Annotated in this window: 9 protein-coding genes, 1 tRNA gene and 2 pseudogenes; 5 read left to right on the top strand and 7 right to left on the bottom strand. The window is 73.4% G+C overall.

The window, feature by feature from the left end; translation table 11 throughout:
• Window positions 1-153: 153 nt before the first annotated feature.
• Window positions 154-468 carry a hypothetical protein gene (locus tag IFY26_RS06485; RefSeq protein ID WP_232548181.1) on the top strand — a complete coding sequence of 105 codons (315 nt, stop codon included), beginning with the start codon at window positions 154-156 and terminating at the stop codon, window positions 466-468.
• Window positions 469-635: 167 nt separating this feature from the next.
• Here the strand turns inward: IFY26_RS06485 and IFY26_RS06480 are convergent, their stop codons facing one another.
• The 6 genes and pseudogenes from IFY26_RS06480 to IFY26_RS06460 form a co-directional block, all read right to left on the bottom strand.
• Window positions 636-863 carry a hypothetical protein gene (locus IFY26_RS06480; RefSeq protein WP_232548180.1) on the bottom strand — a complete coding sequence of 76 codons (228 nt, stop codon included), beginning with the start codon at window positions 861-863 and terminating at the stop codon, window positions 636-638.
• A gap of 54 nt (window positions 864-917) precedes the next feature.
• Complete coding sequence (locus IFY26_RS06475) at window positions 918-1469, bottom strand: copper chaperone PCu(A)C domain-containing protein (RefSeq protein ID WP_232548179.1); 552 nt, start codon at window positions 1467-1469, stop codon at window positions 918-920.
• Window positions 1470-1473: 4 nt separating this feature from the next.
• The gene (locus IFY26_RS06470) at window positions 1474-9183 is read right to left on the bottom strand and encodes a DUF7507 domain-containing protein (protein ID WP_232548178.1); all 7710 of its coding nucleotides are present in this window, start codon (window positions 9181-9183) and stop codon (window positions 1474-1476) included.
• Window positions 9140-10054: pseudogene (locus tag IFY26_RS18370) on the bottom strand (hypothetical protein); the annotation flags it as partial. The pseudogene IFY26_RS18370 and the gene IFY26_RS06470, both read right to left, overlap by 44 nt.
• A gap of 115 nt (window positions 10055-10169) precedes the next feature.
• Window positions 10170-18902, bottom strand: a pseudogene (locus IFY26_RS18115) (DUF7507 domain-containing protein); the annotation flags it as partial.
• A gap of 66 nt (window positions 18903-18968) precedes the next feature.
• Window positions 18969-20006 carry a hypothetical protein gene (locus IFY26_RS06460; RefSeq protein ID WP_232548176.1) on the bottom strand — a complete coding sequence of 346 codons (1038 nt, stop codon included), beginning with the start codon at window positions 20004-20006 and terminating at the stop codon, window positions 18969-18971.
• Window positions 20007-20165: 159 nt separating this feature from the next.
• Here IFY26_RS06460 and IFY26_RS06455 point away from each other — a divergent pair.
• The 4 genes from IFY26_RS06455 (at window position 20166) to IFY26_RS06440 (ending at window position 24062) form a co-directional block, all read left to right on the top strand.
• A tRNA-Ile gene (locus tag IFY26_RS06455) sits at window positions 20166-20242 on the top strand.
• Window positions 20243-20477: 235 nt separating this feature from the next.
• On the top strand, window positions 20478-21611 hold the full coding sequence (locus IFY26_RS06450; RefSeq protein WP_232548175.1) for a glycosyltransferase: 1134 nt from the start codon (window positions 20478-20480) through the stop codon (window positions 21609-21611).
• Window positions 21608-22639 (top strand): hypothetical protein, encoded by a 1032-nt coding sequence (locus IFY26_RS06445; RefSeq protein WP_232548174.1) that lies wholly within the window; start codon window positions 21608-21610, stop codon window positions 22637-22639. The genes IFY26_RS06450 and IFY26_RS06445 overlap by 4 nt, the downstream gene beginning before the upstream one ends.
• Window positions 22587-24062: a glycoside hydrolase family 130 protein gene (locus IFY26_RS06440; protein WP_232548173.1), complete on the top strand. Its 1476-nt coding sequence runs from the start codon at window positions 22587-22589 to the stop codon at window positions 24060-24062. The genes IFY26_RS06445 and IFY26_RS06440 overlap by 53 nt, the downstream gene beginning before the upstream one ends.
• On the opposite strand, the gene IFY26_RS06435 is transcribed toward IFY26_RS06440, so the two are convergent.
• Window positions 24041-25051: a glycosyltransferase family 4 protein gene (locus IFY26_RS06435; RefSeq protein ID WP_332836155.1), complete on the bottom strand. Its 1011-nt coding sequence runs from the start codon at window positions 25049-25051 to the stop codon at window positions 24041-24043. The two genes, IFY26_RS06440 and IFY26_RS06435, sit on opposite strands and share 22 nt — an antisense overlap.
• Window positions 25052-25193: the final 142 nt, after the last annotated feature.

The raw sequence follows: 25193 nt of genomic DNA, 5'->3' as shown, positions 1-25193 counted from the left end.
TCAGAGCAGGAGATGGAATGACCGCTCATGCCGCATGCTTGCCGAAGGCTCGACCGGAAGCGACGTCTTCGGTAGGCTCCCGAACCGAGGAGGAACTATGCGTCACAAGCTCTTGGCGGTCGTCACTGCTGCCGGTCTTCTGATGATGATGGCTTGCTCCTCACCAGCGACGAGCTTCGGCTGGAGCGCGTGAGGGAACTCATCGCGTCGGGTGAGACGCTGTCCAGCACTGATGCATGCTCCATCTTCTCGACCCTTGCGGAGATGGGGGGTGAGCCGGCCGGAAGCCAGGTGACGCGCCGGGTTGTCCCCTCGAACGAGAACCCGCTGGCCGTGAACGTGCAGATATGTGAGGCGGGTTGGTACACGTCGTTGCAGTTGATGTCGCCGCAACAGAAGTTGCCTGAACCGCTGCCGATTGAGCAGGTCACGCAAGCAGCGCAGGCGGCCCACGAACGCGCAGGCTGAGACTTCAACTGCCGCCCGCCGGAGGGCTGTGGCGTTCGGGCCCACCAGGCCGTGCACGTCACTCCACGCCCATGCGATGACAGCGACCGGTACGGCACCGATCAGGGCCAGCCACTGGCCCGGGAGGTGGCGGGGGAGTCGGTGCGGAGTCGGTCAGCGCGGTTCAGTCAGCGCGGCGTCAGTCGGCGGGCCGGGAGGGTGGCGGTACGGAGTTCGCCGTCCTTGACGTAGGCCACCAGGGCCTCCCACTCGCCGCCCAGGTTGGTCCATTGCGCGATGACCCCGGGCAGGACGCCGTCCACGAAGCACCACGGCGTCCGGGGCTGGGCGGAGGGGGTGGTCGCGTCCACGCGGTCGGCCAGCGCCCCGAACGCGGCATCGGTCCGGGAGCTCATGGCCCCAGCGTGGCACGACAGGGCGGCTTTGTCGAACAGAAGTTCGAATGCCGGCTACTCGACCTCGACGCCCGCGGTGAACTCCACGACGCCCTCGGTGCCGAAGTAGGCCTGCAGGGCCACCTCCTGGCCGGCGGTGACCGCTTCGGTGACCCCGGTCAGGCGTACCACGACCTGGTCGTTGCCGATCTCGGCGCTGCCGCCGGCCGGCACTTCGAGGCCCGTCGAGAGCGGCGTCAGCTCGTCACCGGCGGGCGTCCCGAGCTGCACCATGCCCGCGCACGGGCAGGCGACGGCCCGCAGGGTCACCGCTTGGACCCCCTCGTTGGTGAAGGTCGCGATGAGCGTCGCGTCGTCGCCGGAGCGCACGAGCGTGGCCTCGCTCGCCGCGACGCCGGCCGGCGCCGGCTCGGCGGTCTCCTCGGCAGCAGCCTCGCCGGCACCCGCGGCCTCGCCCTCCGTCGCGGCGGGGGTTGTCGCGTCGGTTGTGTCCGGTGCCGTGGGGGAGGCGGTGCACCCGCTCAGCAGCACCAGGGCGGCCACGGCCGGCGCGAGCGCGAGGCGCCACCACCGGGTTCCGGTGAGGGTGGGGAACGGCTTCTTCACAGGGTCACTCCTTGTCATCGGTGGATCGGCGCCGGTACCCGAGCAGCAACCCGCCGGCCAGCAGCAGGGCCAGGCCCGCCGCGAGGGCGCCGAGGGTCGTGTCGGTTCCGGTCTGCGGCAACCGGGGCGGAACCGGTGCCGGTGTGGGGGTCGGGCTGGGTGCCGGGGTGGGCCCGGCGGTCGGCGTCGGCGTGGCCGTTGGCGAAGGCGACAAGGTCGGGGTCGGCGTCGGGATCGGGGCAACGATGGGGGCGGCCGGCACGTCCACCACCGTGGCCGCCACGGCCTCGAGGCTCGCGTGGCACGCCAGCACGGCGGCCAGGGCGACGAGGTCCGCCGTCGAGGTCGGGCAGGGCGCCGGGGCCAGGCCCGTGGCCGTCGCGATGTTGCGCACCTGCCCCGCCGTGATCCACCCCTCGGCAACCCCGGTCGTGGCCGTCACGGTCACCGACGCCCCCGGCGCCAGCGTGGACACCGGCACCACGACGCCGGGCACGAGCGGGTCGTCGACGCCCAGATCGCGCACCGTCGTGTTGCCGGTGTTGGTGAGCGTGAACGTCCAGGTCACCACGTCATCGGTCGTGCCGCCGGCCACACCGCGATCGGCGTACACGCCGCTCTTGGTGAGGGCCAACCCGGGCGCCAGTTCGACGCCGACCGTGGCCGCCCCGGCTCCCGTGACCGCCACGCCGTCGGGCAGTGTGCCGGTCGCCGTGGCGCCGTTCAGGACGCCCCCGGCGTCCACGTCGGCCTGGGTCAGCGTGTAGGGGGCCACCGCGCACGTCATGGACGCCGCCCCCGCCAGGCTCCTGGCCGGGCACGTGACGGCCAGCTCCACCCCGGTGGCCAGGGCGTCCGTCACGGTGATGGCATTCACCGTGCTCGGGCCGGGGTTGGTCACGTGAACGGTGTAGTCCACGACGGCGCCCACGCCCGCGGCGACGTCGGTCGAGGCCGTCTTGACCACCTCCAGGCCGCCGCTGCTCACGATGGGGGTGCTGGTGGCATCGGAGTTGTTCGCCAGCACGGGTTCATCCAACCCGGTGGCCACCGACGCGGTGACGGCCAGCTGGCCGGTCGCATCCGCGTCCACCACGCCGCTCACCCGGAACGCCAGGGTCGCGCCGGCGGCCACACGGGCCGCCCTGAAGCGCAGCGTCGTCGTGCCCGAGGCGTCCGGGGTGGCCGTCACGCTCCAGCCGTCCGGCAGGTCGAGCGCGGTCACGTCCGCGACACCGGCGGGCAGGACGGCGGTGAGCACCACATCGCTCGCATCGGAGGGTCCGACGTTGGTGACCGCCAGGTCCCACGCCACCACGCCGCCGGCCACCGCCGGGTCGGGCTGGCCCTGGGACACGGTCACGGCGAGATCCGGCATCGGCGTCACCGGGACGACCACCGTTGAGCTGTCGTTCCCCGTCGACGGGTCCGGGGTGGTCGACGTGAGCTCGGCGGTGTTCGTCACGTCACCGGTCACGTCGGAGGCGAGCGTGCCGCCCACCACGATCTCCACGGCGTTGGCCTCGCCGACGCCCTGTTCGGGGATCGAGCAGGTCAGCGTCGCGTCCGCCACCGCGCACGACCCGAAGGCCGCCGAGGTGGTCACCGTCACCTCGGTGAGACCGGCGGGCAGGGCGTCCGTCACCACGCTGTCGCGGGCGAACGACGGCCCGACGTTCACCACGCGGATCAGCCACGCCACGCTCTCGCCCGGCACCACCGGCTCCTCGGAGACCAACGTCTTGGTCACCCCCTGGTCGGCCACCGCGCTCACCGTGGTGTCCACGGACGCCACGTTCGAGGCATCGTCGAGGTCGGGGGTGGCCGCATCCACGGTTGCGTTCTGCCGGAACGTCCCCACGAAGGCCGGGTCGATGACGGCGCTGACCGTCATGACGACGCTGGACCCCGGTGCCAGCCGCTCGCCCGAGCAGTCCGGCCCCGTGTTCGTGGCTTCACACGACCAGGAGGGGTCGTCCACGCTCGCCACCACGTCGTTGAGCTGCTCCAACGGCGGGAGGTCGACCACGCGCGGGTTGAGCGCCGTGGACGGCCCCGCGTTGGTGAGGGTGAGCGTCCACGTGATCGGGTCGCCGGCCCGCGCGGTGGCCGGCCCTGCCTTCACCAAGACGAGGTCGGCCCGCGGCTGCGTGGCCGCGCGGGCGACGCCGGTGTTGTCCGTCGGGTCGAGGTCGACCGTGTCGCTGGTCACGTTGGCGGCGTTCACCAGGTCACCCGAGAAGTCCGGGCTGAGGACGCCGGCGATCGTGATCGTCGCCTCCGCGCCGAGCGGCACCGTCGCTGCCGTGCAGGACACCTCCTGGCCGTCCACGGCACAGGACCAGCCGGCCGCGTCCGCCCCCGGTGTCACCGTCAGGTCGCCCACGCCGTCCGGCACGCGGTCGGCCAGCAAGGCGTTGAGCGCCAGGGACGGCCCGGCATTGCGCACCGTCACGTCCCAGCTCACCGCCTCGCCGGGCACCGGCACGGCCGGGGTCGGCGCCGACTTCGTCACCGACAGGTCGGCGCGCTGGGCCACCGGGGACTCCGAGGTGGCGCTGTTGTCGGTGTCGTCCGGGTCGAGCGTCGCCTGGCCGAGCAGGGCCGTGTTGGGCAGCGTCCCGACCAGGTCGGACCGCACGACGCCCGTCACGAACACCGTGATGGCGCTGCCGACCGGCATGGTCGCGGCGTCGCAGTGCACGTCCTGACCGGACGCCGCGCACACCCAGCCCGGCGCCGCGGTGCGGACGCCGACCAGCTCGACGTCGGAGACCACCGCGTCGTCGAGAGTCAGGCCGGTCGCGGTCGACGGACCCGCATTCACGACCGTCAGCGCCCACTCCACGGCCTCACCGGCGATGGCGGGGTTGGGGATGGTCTGGCTCTTCGTGAGCGAGAGGGCCGTCGTGGGCTGCACGGGCGTCCTCGCGGTTGCGGTGTCGTTGCCCGGCACCTCATCGGTGGTCGAGGCGGCCACGGAGGCCGTGTTGACCAGGTCAGCGGTCGTGGCGGGGTCCAGCACGCCCGCGACCGTGATGGTCACCGACGCGCCCGCGGCCAGGGTGTCCGCCGCGCAGTCCACCCTCTGGCCGGCCACGCCGCACGTCCAGGCCGGGGCCGTGGTCGTGACCTGGACGCCGCCGACGACGTCGGGCACCACGTCGGTCAGCGTCACCGCGCGCGCCAGCGAGGCCCCGTTGTTGGTCACCGTGAGCGTCCACGTCACCGGGGAGCCCGGCACCGCGGGGGACGGGCTGGTGAGCTCCTTGGCCACCGCCAGGTCGGCCAGGGCGCGCACCGGTGAGGTCACCGTGTCGGAGTCGTCGGCCGAATCAGGGTCCTCCACCGGCGAGGACACGCTCGCGGTGTTGCTGATCTCACCGGTGAGGTCGGAGGCCAGCACACCGCTCACGGTCACCGTGGCCGTCGCGCCCGCGGCGAGGCGCTCACCGTCGCAGACGGCCCGCCCGCCCGCCACGGAGCACGACCAGCCGGCGTCGTCCGACGATGCCGTCACGTCGGACAACCCGGCCGGCAACGTGTCGACCACGTGGGCCTCCCGGGCGTCCGACGGCCCTTCGTTGCCCACGGTGAGCGTCCAGGAGACCTCCTCGCCGGCGACCGGCGGATTGGGGGTGGGGTCGGACTTCACCAGCGCCAGGTCGGCCAGCCCGGTGGTGGCCGTCGACGTGGCGCTGGCGTTGTTGCCGAGCGTCGGGTCGAACGTCGCACTGGTGAGCACCACCGCGTTGGCCACGGCCCCGGTCGTCGCCGGGTCGAGGTCGGCGCCCAAGAGGAAAGTCATGGCCGCCCCCGCAGCCAGGGCGCCGGCGGTGCAGCTGGCGACGGCGGCGGTGGACGCCGAGCAGTCCCAGTCCGCCGCACCCGGGGCGTCCGGGTCCTCCGGGGCCACGGTGGCGTTCGTCAGCCCGGCACCGAGCTCATCGGTGAACCGCGCCCCGAGCGCCGTGGAGGGGCCGTTGTTGGTGACCGTGATGCGCCACTGTGCCGCGCGGCCGGGCACGAACACGACGTCCACCGCCTCCTTGGTGACGGCGAGGTCGGCCGTCGGCACCGTGGCGGTGGTGCTCGAGGCCTCGTTGTTGTCGGCATCGACATCGTCGGCGACGGTCACGCTGGCCGTGTTGGTCACGGCGCCGAGCGTCGACTCCGCCAGCACCCCCGAGACCGTGATCGTCGCGGCCGCGCCGACGGCCAACTCGGCCGCCGTGCAGGTCACGCCCTGGCCGGCCACGGCGCATTCCCACCCGGCCGCGTTGGCGGAGGCGGCCGGTGAGAGCACGCTGGCGGGGAGGCTGTCGGTCACGACCAGGTCTCGGGCGAAGGACGGCCCGATGTTGGTCACGCTCAGCGTCCACTGCACCGGCAGGCCCGGCACCGCCGGCGACGGGGAGGCCACGCTCTTGGTGAGCGCCACGTCCACCTGGGGGCTCACCGGCAGGCTCGCGTCCGCCGACAGGTCGGTGTCATCGGGGTCGGTCGTGGTGGCGCTGAGCGTCGCCGAGTTGGTCAGCGACTCCTCCGCGAACGACGGGTCCAGCGCTCCGCTCACGGTGATGCTGGCCGAGCCGACGGCGAAGCTGTCGGCCGCGCAGGTCAGCTCCTGGCCGGAGAGGTCACACGTCCAGCCGTCGGGCACCGCGTCGAGGGTGAAACCCGACTGCACGGGTGGCAGGGTGTCGCGGACGAACACATCCCGGGCGACCGACGGCCCGGCGTTCGTCGCCGTGATCGTCCAGCTCACGCGCTCACCGGGCACCGCCGAGGCCTGGGGGCTCGTCTTGGCCACCGACAGGTCCGCCAGCGGCGTGATCGTCGAGCGGGTGGCGTCGGTGTTGTTGCCCGTGTCGTCACCCGGGGTCGAGGTGCTGATCGTGGCGGCGTTGTCGAGTTGGCCGGTCGCGGCGGCGTCCAGGGTGCCCGTGAGGGTGAAGGACGCGCTCGCGTTCGGCGCCAGGTCCTGCCCCGCGCACTCCACCACGGTCGCGGTGCTCGCCGCGCAGTCCCAGCCGGCGCCGCTGACCTCGGTCAGGCTCACGGCGGCCGGCACCGCGTCGGTCACCACGATGGCGCGCGCGGCCGACGGGCCGTTGTTGATCGCGACGACGGTCCACGTGACCGGCTCGCCGGGCACGGCGGTGGCGGGGGCGATCTTGTCGATCGTGACCTCGGCGGCCGGGAACGTCTCCGACGTGCTGCTCGCCTCGTTGTCGCCGAGGGCGTCCTCGGCCGTCGCGCTGGTGACCGCGGCGGTGTTCGTCAGCACCCCGACGTGGAAGGGGTCGAGCAGGGTGCCCGTGACGGTGATGGTGCTGGTGGCACGCGGCACGAGCGATTCCCCGGTGCACGTGATCGTGCCGTCCGCGATCGCGCAGGCCCAGCCGGCGGCGTCCGCCACGGCGACGAGGTCGCCGACGACGGCCGGCGGGGTGTCGGTGACCACGAGGTCGGTCGCGGTCGACGGGCCGGCGTTCGTGACGGTCAGCTGCCAGGTCACGGACTCACCCGGGACGACCGTGCCGGAGATCTCCGCCTTGCCGATCGCGAGGTCGGCCAGTGGGGTCAGCGGGGTGGTCGCGGTGGCGGAGTTGTCATCCGGATCCCGTTCGGTGGTGAGGGACGCCACCGTCGCGGTGTTGGCCAGCTCTCCGACGGCCGAGGGGTCCACCCGGCCGGCCACCGTGACGGTGAACGTGGCGGACGCGGCCAGCGCGCCGCGGGCACAGCTCACCTGCGTGGTGGAGACCGAGCAGCTCACCGCGGGGTCGCTGCTGGTCGCCGTGGCGTCCAGCAGCGCGTTGGGCAGCGCATCACTCACGACCACGTCGGTGGCCTCCGACGGCCCGTCGTTGGTCACCACCACGTCCCAGGACGCCTGGTTACCCGGGGTGAACGTCGTGGCGGACGGGGTCTTGGCGACCCGCAGGTCGGCCTCCTGGCCGACGGGCGTCGACGCCTCGGCGCGGACGGACACCGGGTCGCCCTCGGCGTCCGAGGCGCCGCCCACGACGCGGTTGCCGACGGCGCCGACGGCGTCGGGGGCCACGGTGCCGGTGACGACGACGGTCACGGACGCCCCGGGCAGCAGTTGGTCGCCGGTGCACGTGATCGTGGTGCCGGGGGTGCAGGCCCAGGCGGCCGGATCAGGGGCATCGGTCACGACGACGCCGCTCACCGTGATCGTCGGGTCCGGGGTGTCGACGAGGCTCGGGGCGAACGCGGTGGCGGGCCCGTCGTTGGTCAGCACGACGGTCCAGCTCATGGCCTGCCCGGCCACGACGGCCGCGCGGTCGGGCGTCTTGGTGACGCGGAGGGCCACGTCGGCGTCCACGGGCGTCACCGACGTCGCGGTGTTGGCCTGGACGCCGGGGTCGGGGGTGTCGGCCGCCACCGTTGCGGTGTTCGCGAGCGGACCGGAGAAGGACGGGTCGAGCGTGCCGCCCAACGTGAGGCTCAGCGACTCGCCGGGAGCCAGCGTGGCGTCGGCGCACGTCACGCGCTGGTCGACCACGGTGCAGGACGCCCACGCCGGCGACGCCGCGTCGACGGTCACGTCCGAGACCCCATCGGGGACCTCGTCGGTGGCCGTGACGCCGGTGGCGACGGCGGGCCCGAGGTTGCTGACGCTCACCGTCCAGGCCACGGCCTCACCGGGGGAGGCAGGGTTCGGGGTTGCCTGTGTCTTGGCGATGGCCAGCTCGGCGGTGGCCGCCACCTCGGTCGTGACCGAGGCGGTGTCATCCTCGTCCGACGGGTCGTCGGTGGCGGTGGAGACCGTCGCGGTGTTCGTCAGTGACGAGCCGGGGGCGGTGGCGGGGGGCAGGAGCGCCGAGACGGCGAAGGTCACCGTCGCGCCGGGGGCCAGGGTGGGGGCCGAGCACGCGACGTCCTGGCCGGTCACCGTGCAGGTCCATCCCGCCGTGTCGGGCAGCACGGTGGTGACGGTGGCGGGGGAGGGCACGGCGTCGGAGACCACCGGATCGACGGCGGTCGAAGGGCCGTCGTTGGTGGCCGTGACGAGCCAGGTCACCTCGGTGCCGGCCTGCAGCGGAGCGTCGCTGAGGAGTTCCTTGGCGACGCGCAGGTCGGCCTCGGGAACCTTCACGTCGTCGGTGCGGGCCGTGTTGTCCGACGGGTCGGAGTCCGCCGTGTCCGAGCCCAGCCGGGCCACGTTGCTGAGCGTGCCCGTGACGTTGGGCGCCAGGTCGGCCTCGATCGTGATCGTCGCGCTCGTCCCCGGAGCGATCGACGGTGCGGTGCACGCGACCTCGAGCTCGGCCACCGTGCACGCGAAACCGGGGGCCGTGCTGGTCGGGTCGACCGTCGCCGTGACCCCGCTCAGGGTGCCGATCAGCGTGTCCGCCAGGCGGGGGTTGACGGCCGTGGAGGGGCCGGCGTTGGCGACGACGACCGTCCAACGCTGCCGGGTACCGGGGACGGGCGGATCGTTCTCGAGGTCCTTCGTCACGACCAGGTCGGCCGCGGGGGCGACCGGCGTGGAGCTGGAGGCGGTGTTGTCGGCCGGCAGGGCGTCGGGAAGGTCGGACGCCGCCGTGGCGGAGTTTGACCAGGGGGGCCAGGCGGTCGGCGTCCACGGTGGCAGTGACCGTCGCGGTGACCGGAACGCCGGGGGCCAGGGCGTCCGCGGCGCAGGTGAGGGCGGTGTCGTCGCACGTCCAACCGGCCGCATCGGTCCTGATGGTGCCGGCGCTCGTCCCGGCCGGCAACGCGTCGGCCAGCGAGACGCCGTAGGCGGTGGACGGGCCGCGGTTGGTGAGCGTCACCGTCCAGGTCACGGTCTCACCCGGCACGGCGGGGTTGGGCGAGCCGACGCTCTTGACGACCTGCAGATCCACGCTGCGGGTCACCGGCGCGGTCAGGGTGGCCGTGTCGTCCGCCGTGCCCCCGCTGTCCGGCGTCGCGGTGGTGAGCGTCGCGGTGTTGGTCAGCTCGGGCCCCTGCGCGGCGATCCAGTCGGCGTCCACGACGGCGGAGAAGACCACGGAGCTGGACGTCTCCGCGGCCAGCGTCGGGCGGGTGCAGGAGAGATCGGTGCTGGTCGTGGAGCAGAGCCAAGTGGCCGACGACACGAGCTGCACCCCGGAGAGGCCCGGCGTCAGCGCGTCCGTGAGGACCAGTCCGGTGGCATCGGAGGGCCCGGCGTTGCTCGCGGTGAGCCGGAAGGAGACGCGCTGCCCGGCGACGACCGTCGCCGTGGCGGGCTCCAGGGTCTTGGTCAGGCTGACCTGGGCGTCGGTGGTGATGGTGTCGCTCACCGACGCGGCGTTGTCGGACAGGTCCGGGTCGGTCGTGGACGCCGCGAGCGTCGCGTTGTTGGTGAGCGTGCCCGTGGCCGAGCCGGCGACGGTTCCCGACACGGTGATGTCGGCGGACGCGCCGACGGCCACGGCGTCCGGCCCGGTGCAGGTCACACGACCGGAGGCGACCGTGCAGGCCCAGCCGTCGGGCGCGGTGACGCTCGCACCGGTGACCGCGGCGGGCAGCACGTCGGTCACGACCGGGCGGACGCCCACCGACGGACCCTCGTTGGTCGCGGTCAGGGTCCAGGCGATTCGTCTCCCCGGCGACGGGGGCGGCGGCGGGTGCGGGCGTCGTCCGCGCCTTGGTGAGCGTGAAGTCGGCCTCGGCGGCGACGGGGGTGTCGCTGGCGTCGGTGTTGTCCTCGGCCTCCGGGTCGTCGGTGGCCGCCGTCACGGTGGCGGTGTTGGTGAGGACGCCGGTGCGCGCGGCGTCCACGCGGCCGGTGACCGTGACGGTCGAGGTCGCGTCCGGCGCGAGGCTGGGCAGGGTGCAACCGGCGGTGCCGGTGTCGCAGGCCCAGCCGTCGCCGGTCACCTCGGTCGGGGTCACCCCGGCGGGCAGGGCGTCGGTGAGTTGCAGATCCGTCGCGGTGGAGGGGCCGAGGTTGGCGACGTCGATCGTCCAGGTCACCGCCTCACCCGGCACCGCCGGGTTGGGAGCACCGACGGACTTGGTGAGGTGGAGGTCGGCGCTGGGCGCCACCTGGGTCTCCACCGTCGAGACGTTGTTCTCCGTGTGGGGGTGCGGCGTGGTCGAGGTGACGGTGGCGGTGTTGCTGAAGTCCTCGGTGACCGACGGGTCCAGGAGCCCCGAAATGGTGAGGAAGACGTCGGCGCCGACGGGCAGCTCCGTGCCGGAACAGGTCACCGTGTTGTCGGTGACGTCGCATTCCCAGCCCGACACGTTGACGTCGGCCGTGATGTCCCCCAGACCGGCGGGGACCTCGTCGGTCACCGTCACCGTCCGGGCCACCGAGGGGCCGTCGTTGTGCACCTGCAGGCGGTAGCTGGCGCGCTCGCCGGGGGTGACGGGGTCGGCGGAGCCGTTGGTCTTGGTGATGCCGGTGTCCGCGCTGGCCACGGTGGTGACCACGTCGGTGTCGGCGTTGTTGCCGGGTGCCGGGTCGGTCGACTCCGACACCACCGACGCGGTGTTCGAGACGGTGCCGGTCGTGGCCGGGTCCAGGACGCCGGCCACGGTGATCGTGGCGGTGGCCCCGGTGGCCAGCGATTGGGCGGTGCAGTCCACGGTCTGACCGGTCACCGTGCACGTCCAGCCGGCGGCGATGGCGTCCTCGTCCGGGGTGGCGGTGACACGGGTGACGGCCGGGGGCACCCGGTCCAGCATCTCCGGGTTGGTGGCCGCCGACGGCCCGGCGTTGGCGACGACCAGCGTCCAGGCGATGGCCTCACCGGGGGTGCCGCCAGTCGCGAGGCTCTTGACCAGGGAGACGTCGGACTCGACCCCGACGTTCGTCGTGACGGCGTTGGTGTTGTTCGCGGTGACCGGGTCGGCGGTGGCGGCGGAGATCTCGCCGGTGTTGGTGATCTCACCGACGTGGGTGGGGGACAGGGTGCCGGCGATGACGAGGTCGATGGGCGTGGCTCCCGGCAGCAGGTCGGGGTCGGTGCAGGTGACCAGCTGGCCGTCGAGCGAGCACGTCCACGCCGGGTCCGAGGGGGTGACCGTGACGTCGGTGACGTCGTCCGGGACCGCGTCGGTGAAGGTGGGGGCGACGGCGGTGGACGGGCCAGCAGTGGTCACGCGCGCCGTCCACTCGATGGGCCCGCCGGCGACCGGTGTGTCGCCGGTCAGCCGCTTGGCCACCGCGAGGTCGGCCGCGGGGGCGAGCTCGTGGGTCGCGGACGCGGTGTTCTGGCTCGTGTCCGGGTCCGCGGTGGCCGCGGTGGCCGTCGCGGTGTTGGTCAGCGTGCCGGTGGCGGATGCGTCGAGGGTGCCGGAGACGGTGATGCTCGCGGTGGCGCCCGGGGCCAGGGAGGCTGCGCCGCACGTCAGGTTGCCGGTGGCCGCGGTGCAGCTCCACCCGGCCGTCGGGGTGGTGGTGGCGACGCCGGTCAGGCCGGCGGGCAGCGTGTCGGTGATCGAGGGGGACGCCGCCGTCGACGGCCCGGCGTTGGTGAGGGTCAGCGTCCAGCTCACGGTGGCGCCCGGGGTGACCGGGGCGGGCGAGGCCAGGGCCTTGCTCAGGCGCAGGTCGGCGCTCGGCGCCGTCGGCGTCGTGCTCGTGGCGGCGTTGTTGGTGGTCACGGGGTCGGCGGTGGCCGCGCTGATCGTGGCCGCGTTCGTGAGCGAGCCGGTGGCCGTGGGGGCCAGCGTGCCGGTCACGGTGAACGTGGCCGAGGCGCCGGGGGCGAGCGCGGCCGCCGTGCAGCGGCGGGTGTCGGTGCCGGTGCACGTCCAGCCGGCCGGGGCCGAAACGGTGGCGCCGGACACCTGGGCTGGCAGGGCGTCGGCCAGCGCGAGACCCGTCGCGGTGGACGGACCGAGGTTGGTGACGGTCACCGTCCAGCTCACCGCCTGGCCGGGCACGGCGGGGTTCGGCGAGGCCGGGCTCTTGCTGACCGTCAGGTCGGCGCGAGGAGTGCTCGGCGTCGTGGCGGTGGCCGTGTTGTCGGACGGGTCGGCGTCGGTCTCGGTGGCGGTGAGCGTGGCCGTGTTGATGAGATCGCCGGTGCGGTCGGGCGCCAGGGTTCCGGTGACCGTGAATGTGACGGACGCCTCGGGAGCCATCGTGCCGTCGGCGCACGTCGTGGCGGTGCACGACCAGCCGGCGGCGGTGGTGGTGAGGGCCGCACCCGTGACCCCGGCGGGGATCACGTCGGTGAGGGTCACGCCGGTGGCGGTCGAGGAGCCGTTGTTGGTGGCCACGAGCGTCCACGTGGCTGGCTGACCCGGCACGGCCGGGTTGGGGCTGGCCTGGCTCTTGCTGAGCGCGAGATCGACGCTCGGGGTCACGTCCGCGGTGGTGCTGCTGGTGTTGTTGCCGGGCACGCTGTCGGGCGTCGAAGCACTGACGGTGGCCGCGTTGGTCAGGGCACCGCGGAACGACGGGTCGAGCTCGCCGACGACCGTGGCCGTGACAAGGTGGCCCACCTCGTGCCGGTCGGTGGCACAGGTGATCGTCTGCCCATCGACCGCGCAGGGGCCCTCCCCAGAGTCCTTCGTGGCGCTCACGATCGTGACGCCGGCGGGCACCACGTCCACCACCCGCTTGTCGAGCGCCGCGGAAGGGCCGTTGTTCATGATCTGGATCTGCCAGGTCACCTGTTCGCCGGGCACCGCGTCCCCGACCAAGGTCTTGGTGACCGCCATGTCGGCGTCCGGGGTGATCGGGTCGCTGGTCGTGGCGACGTTGTTGGTGAGATCGGGGTCGGCCGTGTTGGTGTTGATGCGCGCCGTGTTGGTCAGGGTGCCGGTCGCCGTCGGGTCGAGCAGGCCCGAGAGGGTGACGGTCGACGTTCCGCCGGCAGGCACATAGGCCGCGGTGCAGGTGAGGGACTGGGAGGCCAACGAGCAGCCGAAGGCGTGGTCGGACGTCGCGACGACCTCGATGTCGGAGATGGTGGCCGGGATGACGTCGGTGACGACCTTGTCCCGCGCCGCCGAGGGGCCGGCGTTGCCGAGGTTCAGGGTCCACGTGACGCGTTCGCCGGGCACCGCGGGTGTGTCGAGCGTCTTGACGACCGACAGGTCGGCGCTCGGGGCCGTCGGGGTGCTGGCCGTGGCGGCGTTGTTGCTGGTGACCGGGTCGGAGGTCGCGCTGGTGGCGGTGACGCCATTGGTCAGGGTGCCCGTGGTGTCGGAGGCCAGCGTCCCTGCGATCGTGAAGGTGGCGCTCTGGCCCGCGGCGAGCGTAGCCGCCCCGCAGCCCCACAGGCCGGCGGTGGCGGCATCCTCGGCACAGGTCCAGCCCGCGGGGCCCGTGACGGTGCCGCCGGTGACGGACGCGGGCAGCTGGTCGGTGATCGCGGGGGACACCGCGGTCGAGGGGCCGACGTTGGTCAGGGTGACCGTCCAGCTGACCGGCTGGCCGGGCACCGCCGGGTTGGGCGAGGCCGGGCTCTTCGCGACCGCGAGGTCGGCGCTGGGCGCGGTGGTGGCGGTGACGCCCGCGGTGTTGTTGGCGGGCACGGGGTCGGCGGTGTCGGCCGCCACCTGGGCGGTGTTCGCCAAGGTGCCGGTGAACGAGGGGTCGAGGGTGCCGCTGACGGTGATGGTGCCGACGGTGCCGACCGGGAGGGCGGCCGCCGCGCAGGTGATGGTCTGGCCGGTGGTGGTGCAGGTGATCGCGGACGACGATGCCGTCACGGTGATGGCGGTCAGCGCATCGGGCAGCGTGTCGCTGCCCACGATGTTCGTGGCCACCGACGGGCCCAGGTTCTCCACGGTGAGGGTGTAGGCGACCCGCTGACCCGGCACCGGGTTCGTGGGGGAGACCGTCTTGGCCATCGTCAGGTCGGCCCGGGGGGTGAGGGGCACCGCGACGGTGGCGGCGTTGTCGGCGGTCACCGGGTCGGTCGTGCTCGAGGTGGCGGTCGCCGTGTTCGTCAGCGTTCCGGTGGCCGTCCCCGCCAGCGTCCCGGTGACCGTGACGGTGGCCGAGGCCCCCGGCGCCAGCGCGTCGTCAGCACAGGAGACCGCGTTGCCGGTGCCGACCGAACAGGTCCAGCCCGCGGTTGCGCTGGCGTCGTCGGGAGGGGCCGTGACGCCGGTGACGGTGCCCGTCAGGGTGTCGCTCAGCCGGGGCGCAACGGCCGTCGACGGGCCCGCGTTGGTGAGGGTCAGCCTCCACGTCACCGAACTCCCCGGCACCGCCTCGCCGATGAGTTCCTTGGCGAGCCCCAGGTCGGCGCTCGGGGCGGTGGGCGTCGAGGCCGTCGAGGAGTTGTTGGTGGTGAGCGGGTCGGTGGTGGCCGAGGCGAGGCTGGCGGTGTTGACGAGGTTGCCGGTGTGGGACGCGGCCAGGGTTCCGGTGATGGTCACGGTGACGGACGCCCCGGCGTCCAATGACGCGGCCTCACAGCCGACGGTCTGGCCGGTCACCGAGCACGTCCAGCCCGCCGCGGCGGTGGTGGCCCCGATGCCGGTCACGGTGGCGGGCAGCGTGTCGGTCAACGTCGGATCCAGCGCCACCGAGGGCCCGTTGTTGGTGACCGCGACCGTCCAGCTCACCGCCTGCCCGGGCACGGCGGGGTTGGGCGTGGCGGCCGACTTCACGGCCAGCAGGTCGGCGCGCGCCGTGGTCGGCGTGGTGGCCGTCGCAGTGTTGTTGGCCGCAGTCGGGTCGGGGGTGGTGCTGGCGACCGTGGCCGTGTTGGCGAGGTCGCCGGTGTGGGTGGCGGCCAGGGTGCCGCGCACGGTGACCGTGACCGTGGTGCCGGGCGCGAGCGAGGCGGCGGCGCAGCCGACATCCTGCCCGGTCACCGTGCACGACCAGCCCGGCGCGGGCGTCGTGACGGCCACGCCGGTGACCGAGGCCGGCACCGTGTCGGAGAACACCGGGGCCGTGGCCACCGACGGGCCGGTGTTGGTCACGGTCAGCGTCCAGGAGACGGGCTGGCCGGCGACGCCCGGGTTGGGCGTCGCGCCCGACTTGGTGATGCCCAGGTCGGCGCTCGGGGCGGTGGGGGTGATGAGGGCGACGCTGTTGTTGGTCGACACCGGGTCGGCGGTGCTGGCCGTGACTGCGGCAGCGTTGGTGAGGTCGCCGGTGTGGGAGGCCGCCAGCGTGCCCGTGACCACGAACGACGTGTTCGCGGCGGGCGCCAGCGTGGCCGTGGTGCAGGTGACCGTGCTGCCCTGGACCGAGCAGGTGGTGCCGGCCGGGACTCCGCTGACGGCGACGCCGGTCACGTCGGCGGGGACGGCGTCGGTGGTCGTGACGCCGGTGGCCGTCGAGGGCCCGCCGTTGGTGACGGTGACGCGCCAGCTCACGGTCTGGCCCGGCACGGCGGGCGACGCGGTGAGCAGTTGCTTGCCGACGCCGAGATCCGCGCTGGGGGCCGTGGCGGTGGTGACCGCGGCGCTGTTGTTGCCGGTGACCGGGTCGGTGGTCGAGCTCGAGGCGCTCACGCTGTTGGTGACCTGGCCGGTCGTGGCGGCGGCGATCGTGCCAGTGACCGTCACGGTGACGCTGGTGCCGGGGGCGAGGGCGTCGTCGCCGCAGCCCAGCGACGTGCCGCTCACGGTGCACGTCCAGCCCGCGGCCGACGCGTCGTCGGACAGCGCGGCGGTCGCGCCCGTCAGCGCGGAGGGCAGGGTGTCGGTGATGCGCGGGGCCAGGGCCGTCGACGGGCCGGCGTTGGTGAGGGTGATCGTCCAGCTGGCCGGCTGCCCGGGCACGAGCGGGGTGGGGGAGGCCGCCGACTTCGTGACGGCCAGGTCGGCGCTGGGGGACGTGGGCGTCGACGTGGTCGAGCTGTTGTTCGTCGTCAGCGGGTCGGTGGTTGCTGAGCTGACGGTGGCGGTGTTGGTGAGCGTGCCGGTGTGGCTCGGGCTGAGCGTGCCGGTGACCGTGAACGTCACCGAGGTGCCGGCGGCCAGCGTGGGGGCGCCGCACGCCACGGCGTTGCCGGCGCCGACCGTGCAGGCCCAACCCGTCGCGGGCGTCGTGACGGCCACGCCGGTGACCGAGGCCGGCACCGTGTCGGAGAACACCGGGGCCGTGGCCACCGAGGGGCCGTTGTTGGTGAGCGTCACCGACCAGCTGACCGGCTGGCCCGGCACCGCGGGGTTCGGGGCGGCCTGGGACTTGACCGCCAGCAGGTCCGACGACACGGTGATCGGCGTCGTCGTGGTGGCGGAATTGTTGACCGGCGCCGGGTCGGCCGTCGACGTGGTCAGGGTTGCCGTGTTGGCCAGGGATCCGGTGGCGGTGGGCGACACGCGGCCGCTGATCGTGATGCGGGCGGACGCCCCGACGGGCCAGTCGGTGTTGGGTGTGCACGTCACCGTCTGCCCGCTCAGCGAACAGAATCCCTGGGGCAGGCCGGTCGTGATCGTGATGCCGCTCACCGCGTCCGGCACCACATCGGTCAGCACGATGTCCCGCGCCACCGACGGGCCGTTGTTGACGACGTCCAGGTTCCAGGTGACCGTGCCGCCGGCCGTGACCGAGGTGCTGGTGGCGGCCTTCGTCACCGCCACGTCGGCGCTCGGCGTGAGGGTGACCGAGGCGCTGGCCGTGTTGTTGGCCGAGGTGGGGTCGGTGGTCGCGGAGGCGACGCTGGTGCTGTTTGTGAGCGTTCCGCTGGCCGTGGCGGCCAGGGTGCCGGACAGTTGCACGGTGGCGGACGCCCCCGGCGCCAGACTGGCGGCCGAGCAGTTGACGTTCTGGCCCGAGACCGTGCAGGTCCACCCGCTCGGGGCCGTGGCGGTGATGCCGGTGACGGCCGCGGGCACGGCGTCCGTGAGGGTGGGGGAGGCCGCCGTGGAGGGCCCGTTGTTCGTCACGGTGGCGCGCCAGCTGACCGGTTGGCCCGGCGTGGTGCCCGCGACGTGGGTCTTGGCGGCGACGAGGTCGGCGCGCGGGGCCGTGGGCGTCGACGTGGTGGAGGAGTTGTTGGTGGTCACCGGATCGGTCGTGGCCGCGGTCACGGACGCGGTGTTGACCAGCGTGCCGGTGAAGCTCGGGCTGAGGGTGCCCGCGATGGTGACGGTGAAGGACGCGCCGAAGGCCAAGGAGGGGTTGGTGCAGGTGACGTTCTGCCCGGTCGTCGAGCACGTGACACCGCTGGGGGCGGTGACGGCCAAGCCCGTGACCGCGGCGGGCACGGCGTCGGACAGGTTGACCGCCGTGGCCACGGAGGGGCCGTTGTTGGTGACCGTGACGTTCCACGACGCGGTGCCACCGGGGGTGAACGACGTGGCGCCGGCCGTCGACTTCACCGCCAGCAGGTCGGCCGCCTGGGTGATCGGCGTCGTCACCGAGGCGCTGTTGTTGGCGCCGGCCGGGTCGGGAGTGCTCGAGGTGAGCGCACCGGTGTTGACGAGCGACCCGCTGGCGGTGGACGCGACCGTGCCGCGGACGGTGACCGCCGCGGTGGCGCCGGGGGCGAGCGAGGACGCCGAACAGGTCACCGTCTGCCCGCTCACCGCGCACGTCCACCCGGTGGTGGCGGTCGTCGCGGTGATGCCGGTGACGGTGGCCGGCAGGGTGTCCGTGATCGTGGGGGTGACGGCTGTGGAGGGGCCGGCGTTGGTCGCGGTCAGCGTCCACGTGGCCTGCGAGCCGGCGACGAGCGGGGAGGTCGTGGCGGCCTTCGCCAACGACAGGTCGGCACTCGGGGCGGTGGCGGTCGTCTCGGAGTCGGTGTTGTTGGCCGTGTTGGGGTCGCCCGAGGAGGAGGACGTGGTGGCGGTGTTCGTCAACGGGCCGGTGTGGGCCGGGTCGAGCGTGCCGGTGACCCGGATGGAGGCCGTGGCGCCGACGGCGAGGCTGGCGGCGTTGCAGTTGACGTTCTGGCCCGCGATCGAACACGTCCAGCCGGCGGAGACGTTGCTGACGGCGAGGTTGGTGACCGCGTTCGGAACGACATCGGAGATGGTCGGGTTGGTGGCGACCGACGGGCCGTTGTTGCGCGCGGTGACCGTCCAGCTCACCTGCTGGCCCGGCACGAACGGGGTGGCCGCGCCGACGGTGACGGACTTGTCGGCCACCAGGTCGGAGCTCGCGACGTAGGGGACGGTCACCCGGGTGCTGGTGGCGGTGACCTGCTGTGCGGTGGGCGTCGTGCCGGCGGCCGTGGCGGTGTTGGCGACCTGGCCGGCGGTCACGTCCGCCGCCGTGGTGGTGTAGGACGCCGTACAGGTCGTGGACGCCCCCGGTGCCAGCGTCGTCGTGGGGCAGGAGACGGCGGACAGCCCGCTCAGGGGGTCGGCGACCCGGACGCCCGTCAACGTCTGGCCGCCGGAGTTGGTGACGACGAAGGAGTAGGCGACCGGCTGGCCCGCGGCCGAGAACGACGTCACCGATGCCGATTTCACGATGGAGATCGCCGGTGGGGGCGCGGTGTTGGTGAGGATGCAGGTGATGTTGTCGTTCGCCGTGGTGGGTGAGATGGACACCCTCGTGCCGGTCGTCCCCTGGGCCGGAAGCACCGTGGCGGATCCGGTGGCGGCGTTGGTGCAGGACTAGGACTGGGAGTACCGGCTCAGGTCGGTCCCGGCGTTGGCCGCCACCTCGTCGAGGGTGACGGCGCCGCCGATGAATCCCATGGCGGAGCCGGTGGTGGCCGAGTTGGCGCCCGAGGTGGTCGCGGTGATGGGGGTCCCACCCGTGGGGGTGGCGCGGATGGTGAAGGCGTCGGAGGCGTTGACGAGGCCGTTCACGTTCTTGCGCAGCGTGATGGTGGGCAGGTAGACGCCGAACATGAACCCCTGCGCGCCGAATGAGGGGCGGTTGAGGCGCACGTCCATGGACATGTTGCTCGTGGCGGGGGCCTGGACGATGAGCGCCCCCGGGTTGGCGACGTTGCCCACGCAGTCGATCGAGGTGGAGGTGGTGGTGAGCCCACCCGTGCAGGCCAGGGCACCGGTGCCCGAGGGCACGTTCTCCAGCACCGAGACCGTCGTGTTCTGCACCGAGAAGCGGATGTACTCCCGCAGGGAGCCGGCGGCGTCCGTGGACTCGCCGTCGGCCCCGATGAGGGCGAAGTTCGTGATCTGGGCTCCTGCCGGGTTGCGCAGGACGACCCCTGAGACGCGGAAGGTCTCGTTGAGGCTTGAGCCGGCCGTGACGTACCACACCGGCTGTCCCTCGATGCCCAGGTACGCCGTGTTGCCGATGGCCGCGCCCTCCCCCGACGCGGTGTCGTACCACGTCGGTGTGGCGCTCGCGGACGCGGTCGTGCCGGTACCGGTGGTGCGCCGAAGGTTGAACGTGAGGGTGAAGCCGCCCGGCAGGGTCTGGGTGACGGTCTGGCCGTTCGCCGAGTTGACGGTGCTGTTGCTGAAGTCGGCCAGGTTGACCCAGCAGATCCGGTCACGGTAACTCCCGACGCCACCCCGGTCGGCGAAATCGCACCCCGGCGTCGCGGCCGCGGCGGGCGTGGCGTTGAGCACGGTGATCACGGGCAGCCCGAGAAGAGCCAGGGTGAACGCGACCACGAGGGCGACCAGACGGCGGGTGTGGCCGGCTGGGCGACGGACCTCGGGGGCGGCGTGCAACACGGGGGATGCCTCTCGGGGACGACGACGACTCAAGGCGTCCCCCCGGCGCGAGAAGGAGTGTGAGGGGAAACGGCGAATTTGGCATCCCTGGCCGCGGGGCGGGCGGGGGTGGGGCACGGGCCGCGGCAGCTGGGCTGCCAGTAGGGTGGTGGCGCGCTGGGGGCGTTAGCTCAGCCGGTCAGAGCAGGGGACTCATAATCCCTGGGTCGCGGGTTCGAGCCCCGCACGCCCCACCAGCCCCGCAGATGCGGGCCGACACGCACACTGTGGTCTCACACTCCGGTTCCGGTCGCGGAGTTTGAGGCACATACCGGAGTGTGAGTTGCGCCGGAGCCGGCGCGTCGCCCGGACGGTGGCACCTGGCAGCCGGGAGCGAGGCGGCGCCGGACGCCCATCCCACCTCGCCAGGGTGGGTTAGGGTGGCGGGGAGTCGTCGTGTGACGCTCGGCTTGGCCAGAGGGGATTGGCACCATGGAGATCGGTCTGCTCAGTTCGTACCCGCCCACCCTGTGTGGGTTGGCCACGTTCAACGCCGCCTTGGCCGGCGCTCTGCGTTCGCACGGCGCCGGGATCCGCGTGGTCCGCTCCCTGGACGCCCCCGAGCACCTCGCCCTGCCCGACGTGGCCAGCGAGCTCTGGGCCGGCGACGAGCTGAGCCGGCGGCGGGCGGCAGCGGAGTTGAACGCCTGCGATGTCGTCGTCGTGCAGCACGAGTACGGCATCTACGGCGGCCCGGACGGCGTCGAGGTGGTGGACGTCCTGGACCGGATTCGGGTGCCCGTGATCGTCGTGGTGCACACCGTGCTGACGCAGCCCTCCACCACGCAGCGCGCCGTTCTCGAACGGGTGATGGACCGTGCGGACGCCGTCGTGACCATGACCCAGGCAGCCCGGACGCGGCTGCTCGGCGGCTACCGCGTCGACCCGGAACGCGTCGTGGTCATCCCCCACGGCGCCGCCCCGCCGGCCCAGGCCCGTTCCACCGACGAACGCCCCAGCCCGCGCATCCTCACATGGGGGCTCATCGGGCCCGGCAAGGGCATCGAGTGGGCGATCGAGGCGATGCCCCGCCTGCGCGACCTCGACCCCCGTCCGCACTATCTCATCGCCGGCGAGACGCACCCCAAGGTGGTGGCGCGCGAGGGCGAGCGCTACCGCGACGGCCTCCGCCGCCGCGCAGACGAGTTGGGTGTGGGGGACATGGTGCGCTTCGACGCGACCTACCGCGCCACCGACGCGATCCCCGCGTTGCTGGCCACCGCCGATGTCGTGCTGCTGCCCTACGACTCCACCGAGCAGGTGACCTCGGGCGTGCTCATCGACTCGGTCGCGGCCGGCGTGCCGGTCGTCTCCACGGCCTTCCCGCACGCCGTCGAGCTGTTGGCCGGCGGGGCGGGCGTGACGGTGCCCCATCGGACGCCGGAGGCGATGGCGGACGCCCTCACCACCATCCTGACCCACGAGGAGGAGGCGGATCGCATGCGGGCCAGCGCCCAGCGGGAGGCCGCGTCCCTCTACTGGCCGGCGGTGGCGGCACGCTATCTCGACGTCGCGGCGGCCCTCCTCGGCGCGCGCCACGGGGACCCGGCCGGGGAAGCCCGGTGACCCTGCCGGAGCCGAGGTTCACCCACCTGAGGCGCCTCACGGACGCGCGCGCCCTCTTCGAACACGCCGAGATGGACGCCCCCCGCGTCGGGCACGGCTATTGCGTGGACGACAACGCGCGGGCCGTCGTCCTGCTCTGCCGGGCGGCCGACCCGTCCCTCGATGACCTGCTCGCCGTCCACCTGCGCATGGTCTGCGACGCCGTGACGGCCGACGGTCGCTGCCACAACAGACTGGGCCCGGGGGGCTGGCAGGACGAGCCGGGGGAGGGTGACTGGTGGGGCCGGGCGACGTGGGCGCTGGGGACGGCTGCCGCCGACCACCGGCTGGACGCCTCGGCGCGACGCGACGCCGCGCGGGGCTTCGCGCTGCTGGCGCGCCGCCGGCCACGCTCCCCCCGGGCGGTGGCCCTCGCCGTGCTGGGCGCCGTGGCGGAGGGCGGCCCGGCGGCCCGCGCCCTGGTGGCCGACGCCGCCGACTGGCTCGCAGCGCTGGGCTCGGGGCCCTGGCCCGAGGAGCGCCTCGCCTACGACAACGCGCGTCTACCGGAGGCGCTGCTGGCGGCCGGCTCCGCGCTGGCGCGCCCCGACCTCATCGCCCTCGGGCTCGAGCAGCTGCGCTTCCTGGTCGACGCCGAGACTCTGGGGGACCACTTCTCGGTGACCCCCGTGGGTGGGCGAGCCCTGGGGGAGGAGGGCCCCGGTTTCGACCAGCAGCCGATCGAACTGGCCGCGTTGGCCGATGCCTGTGCCCGCGCCCACGACCTCACCTCGGACGCCTTCTGGTCGGTCGCCGTCGACCGCAGCTGGCGGTGGTTCACCGGCGACAACGACGTCGGCGTGTGCCTGTACGACGAGGCCACCGGTGCTGGTTACGATGGCTTGCAGCCGCACGGGCGCAACCAGAACAGGGGCGCGGAATCCACCCTGTCCGCGTTGTCGGTGCTGCTCCAGGCCCGCCGCAAAGGAGTTGTGCATGCCCCCGCACGTCATCCGTCACGCCGACCAGACGCTGGATCCCGACCCTGAGCGCGTCGTGGCGCGCCTGTTCATGCCCAGCGCCGACCCGGGGCACGGCAACCTCGCACCCGATCTCGTCGCCCGCGTCATGGCCCTCGACGAGGCCGAGGTGGAGCGGCTCGCCGGCGACGTCGTGGCCCGGTTCGCCCTCCACCACGGCACCCTCCGCCAAACCCTGCTGCAGCACGCGCACCCCCTGACCCCGCGGGGCGAGCACATCAGCGACGCCCGCGCCGTCGTCCTCGGCGCGGTGTTCACCGCCGAGTTCTCCCTTGAGGGCGCCGCGCTGTGCAACCCCAGCGCCGTGCCGCACCCCGACCAGTCCGGCCTCGGCCCCGACGAACTCCGGGTGGCCCTCAGCCTGCGGGCGATCGGGGAGGGTCACGTGTCGTCGATCGAGTTCGCGTCCGGGGTCGTGGGCGATGACGGCTGGCGATTCGAGCCGCGCTCCGGGCCGCCGGTGCTCGGCACCATCACGCCCGCGGCGCTGCCCTGGGAATTGATCGCCGCCCTGACCGGAGCGGCGGGGGAGGGTGGTGAGCTGACCACGGCCGTGCTCGGCCGGCTGCCCGAGCGGATCCGTGCCCAGGACGTCGACCAGGCCTTCGACGATCTGCCCCCCGACCTGCTCCTGCACCCCGCCTCGCACCGGCAGGCCGAGGCGTTGCGGCGCGCGTCCCGCTCGGCCTACTACACGGCGTTCGACCCCCGGACGCGGCTGGACCAGCGGGTGCTGATGCCGGCCGTGGACGACGAATCCCACGGCCTGGAGGACGCCCGGTTCACCCTGTTCACCGACGAGGAGGGCAGCACCCAGTACCGCGCGACGTACACGGCGTACAACGGACGCGACATCCAGGTGCGGATGCTGACCAGCGCCGATCTCACCTCCTTCCAGTCCACCCCCCTGGCGGGGGTGGCCGCCACCAACAAGGGCATGGCGATCTTCCCCCGACTGATCGGTGGGCGTTTCGCCGCGCTGACCCGGCACGACGGTGCCCGCAACGGTGTCTCCTTCTCCGCCGACGGGCTCACCTGGGACGATCCCACCGTCATCGAAGAGCCCGGTGGGGCTCCGTGGATGATCCGGCAACTGGGCAACTCGGGCGCCCCTGTGGAGATCGACGAGGGCTGGCTCGTCCTCACGCACGGCGTGGGCCCGATGCGCGTCTACAGCCTCGGCGCGCTGCTGCTCGATCGCGACGACCCGACGCGCGTGATCGCCCGGCTCGAGGAGCCGTGGCTGACGCCGCACCCGCACCACGGGGGGTATGTACCCAACGTCGTCTTCTCGTGCGGGGGGCTCGTTCACCGACGACGGCTGTTCGTGCCCCACGGGATCGGCGACCAGCGCATCGCGGTGGCGTCCGTGGCCGTCGACGACCTGGTCGCTGCGATGCGCCCGGAGCCTCAGCCCAGCAGGCGCGCGTAGGCGGCGAGGTAGCCGTCCACCATCGTCTCGACGCCGAACCGGTGGGCCGCGCGCGCCCTCACCGCCGCCCGGTCCAGGCCGACAGCAGCCGTCACCGCCTCCGCGGCGGCGGCCACACCGCCCTCCCCCTCGTCGACCAGGAAGCCGGTCACCCCCTCGTCGACGACCTCGGGCATGGAGCCGCGCCGGTGGGCCACCACGGGCGTGCCGCAGGCCATGGCCTCCGCGACGGCCAGGCCGAACGGCTCGTCGAAGCCGATGGGGTGGAGCAGGGCGGCCGCCGATCCCAGCACCTCCGCGCGGCGTTTTGGACCGACGGAACCCAGATAGGTGACGGCCTCGCCGTCGACGTGGGGCAGCACCTCCCGGGCGTGGTACTCGGCGTCGTGCACGGGCCCGCAGATCACCAGCCGCCGCCCGGCCGCCCTCGCGATCGCGATGGCGTCCGCGGTGCCCTTGTCGGCGTGGATGCGCCCGAACGCCACCAGGGCGTCCCCGCCGGGGCCCTCGGGCAGCTCCGCCAGGTCCAGCCCGTGGTGGACGGTGGCGAGGTAGTCGAGGTCGGGGCTGCGGTCGGCGTCCGAGATCGAGATGTAGGCAGAGCGACCGGCGCGGTAGGCGGGCAGGATCGCCGGCCCGGAGAAGCCGTGGATCGTCGTCACCATGGGGGCCCGGCACAGACCGCTGAAGGCCAGGGGGAGCCAGTCCAGCTGGTTGTGGACGAGGTCGAACTCGCCGGAGCGCTCCAACGCGTGGGCGACGTGCAGCGCCTCGGCGATCCGTCCGTCGACCGTCGGGTCCTCCTCGTAGCCGCAGGGCACCACGCCGTCGAGCTTGGCGGAGGTCACCGAGTCGAGCGTGGCGAAGAGAGTCACGTCCACACCCCGGCGCACCAGCCCCTCGGTGAGCAGGCTCGTGACGCGCTCCCACGGGCCGTAGTGACGCGGCGGCGTCCGCCACGCAATGGGCCCCAGCATCGCCACTCTCACGCGCCCACCCTTCTGGGTGGCGGCTGAGGTGTCAAGCGCACTGGGGGGCGCCGACACGCACGCTTGGGTCTCAAACTCCACTTCCGGTGGCGGCGTTTGACGACAGAACCGGAGTTTGAGCCCGTCCGCCGGAAGCCGTGAC

This window comes from Propioniciclava soli (genome assembly GCF_014858005.1).
GTDB lineage: Bacteria > Actinomycetota > Actinomycetes > Propionibacteriales > Propionibacteriaceae > Propioniciclava > Propioniciclava soli.
This window is presented reverse-complemented; position numbering and strand designations above follow the sequence as displayed.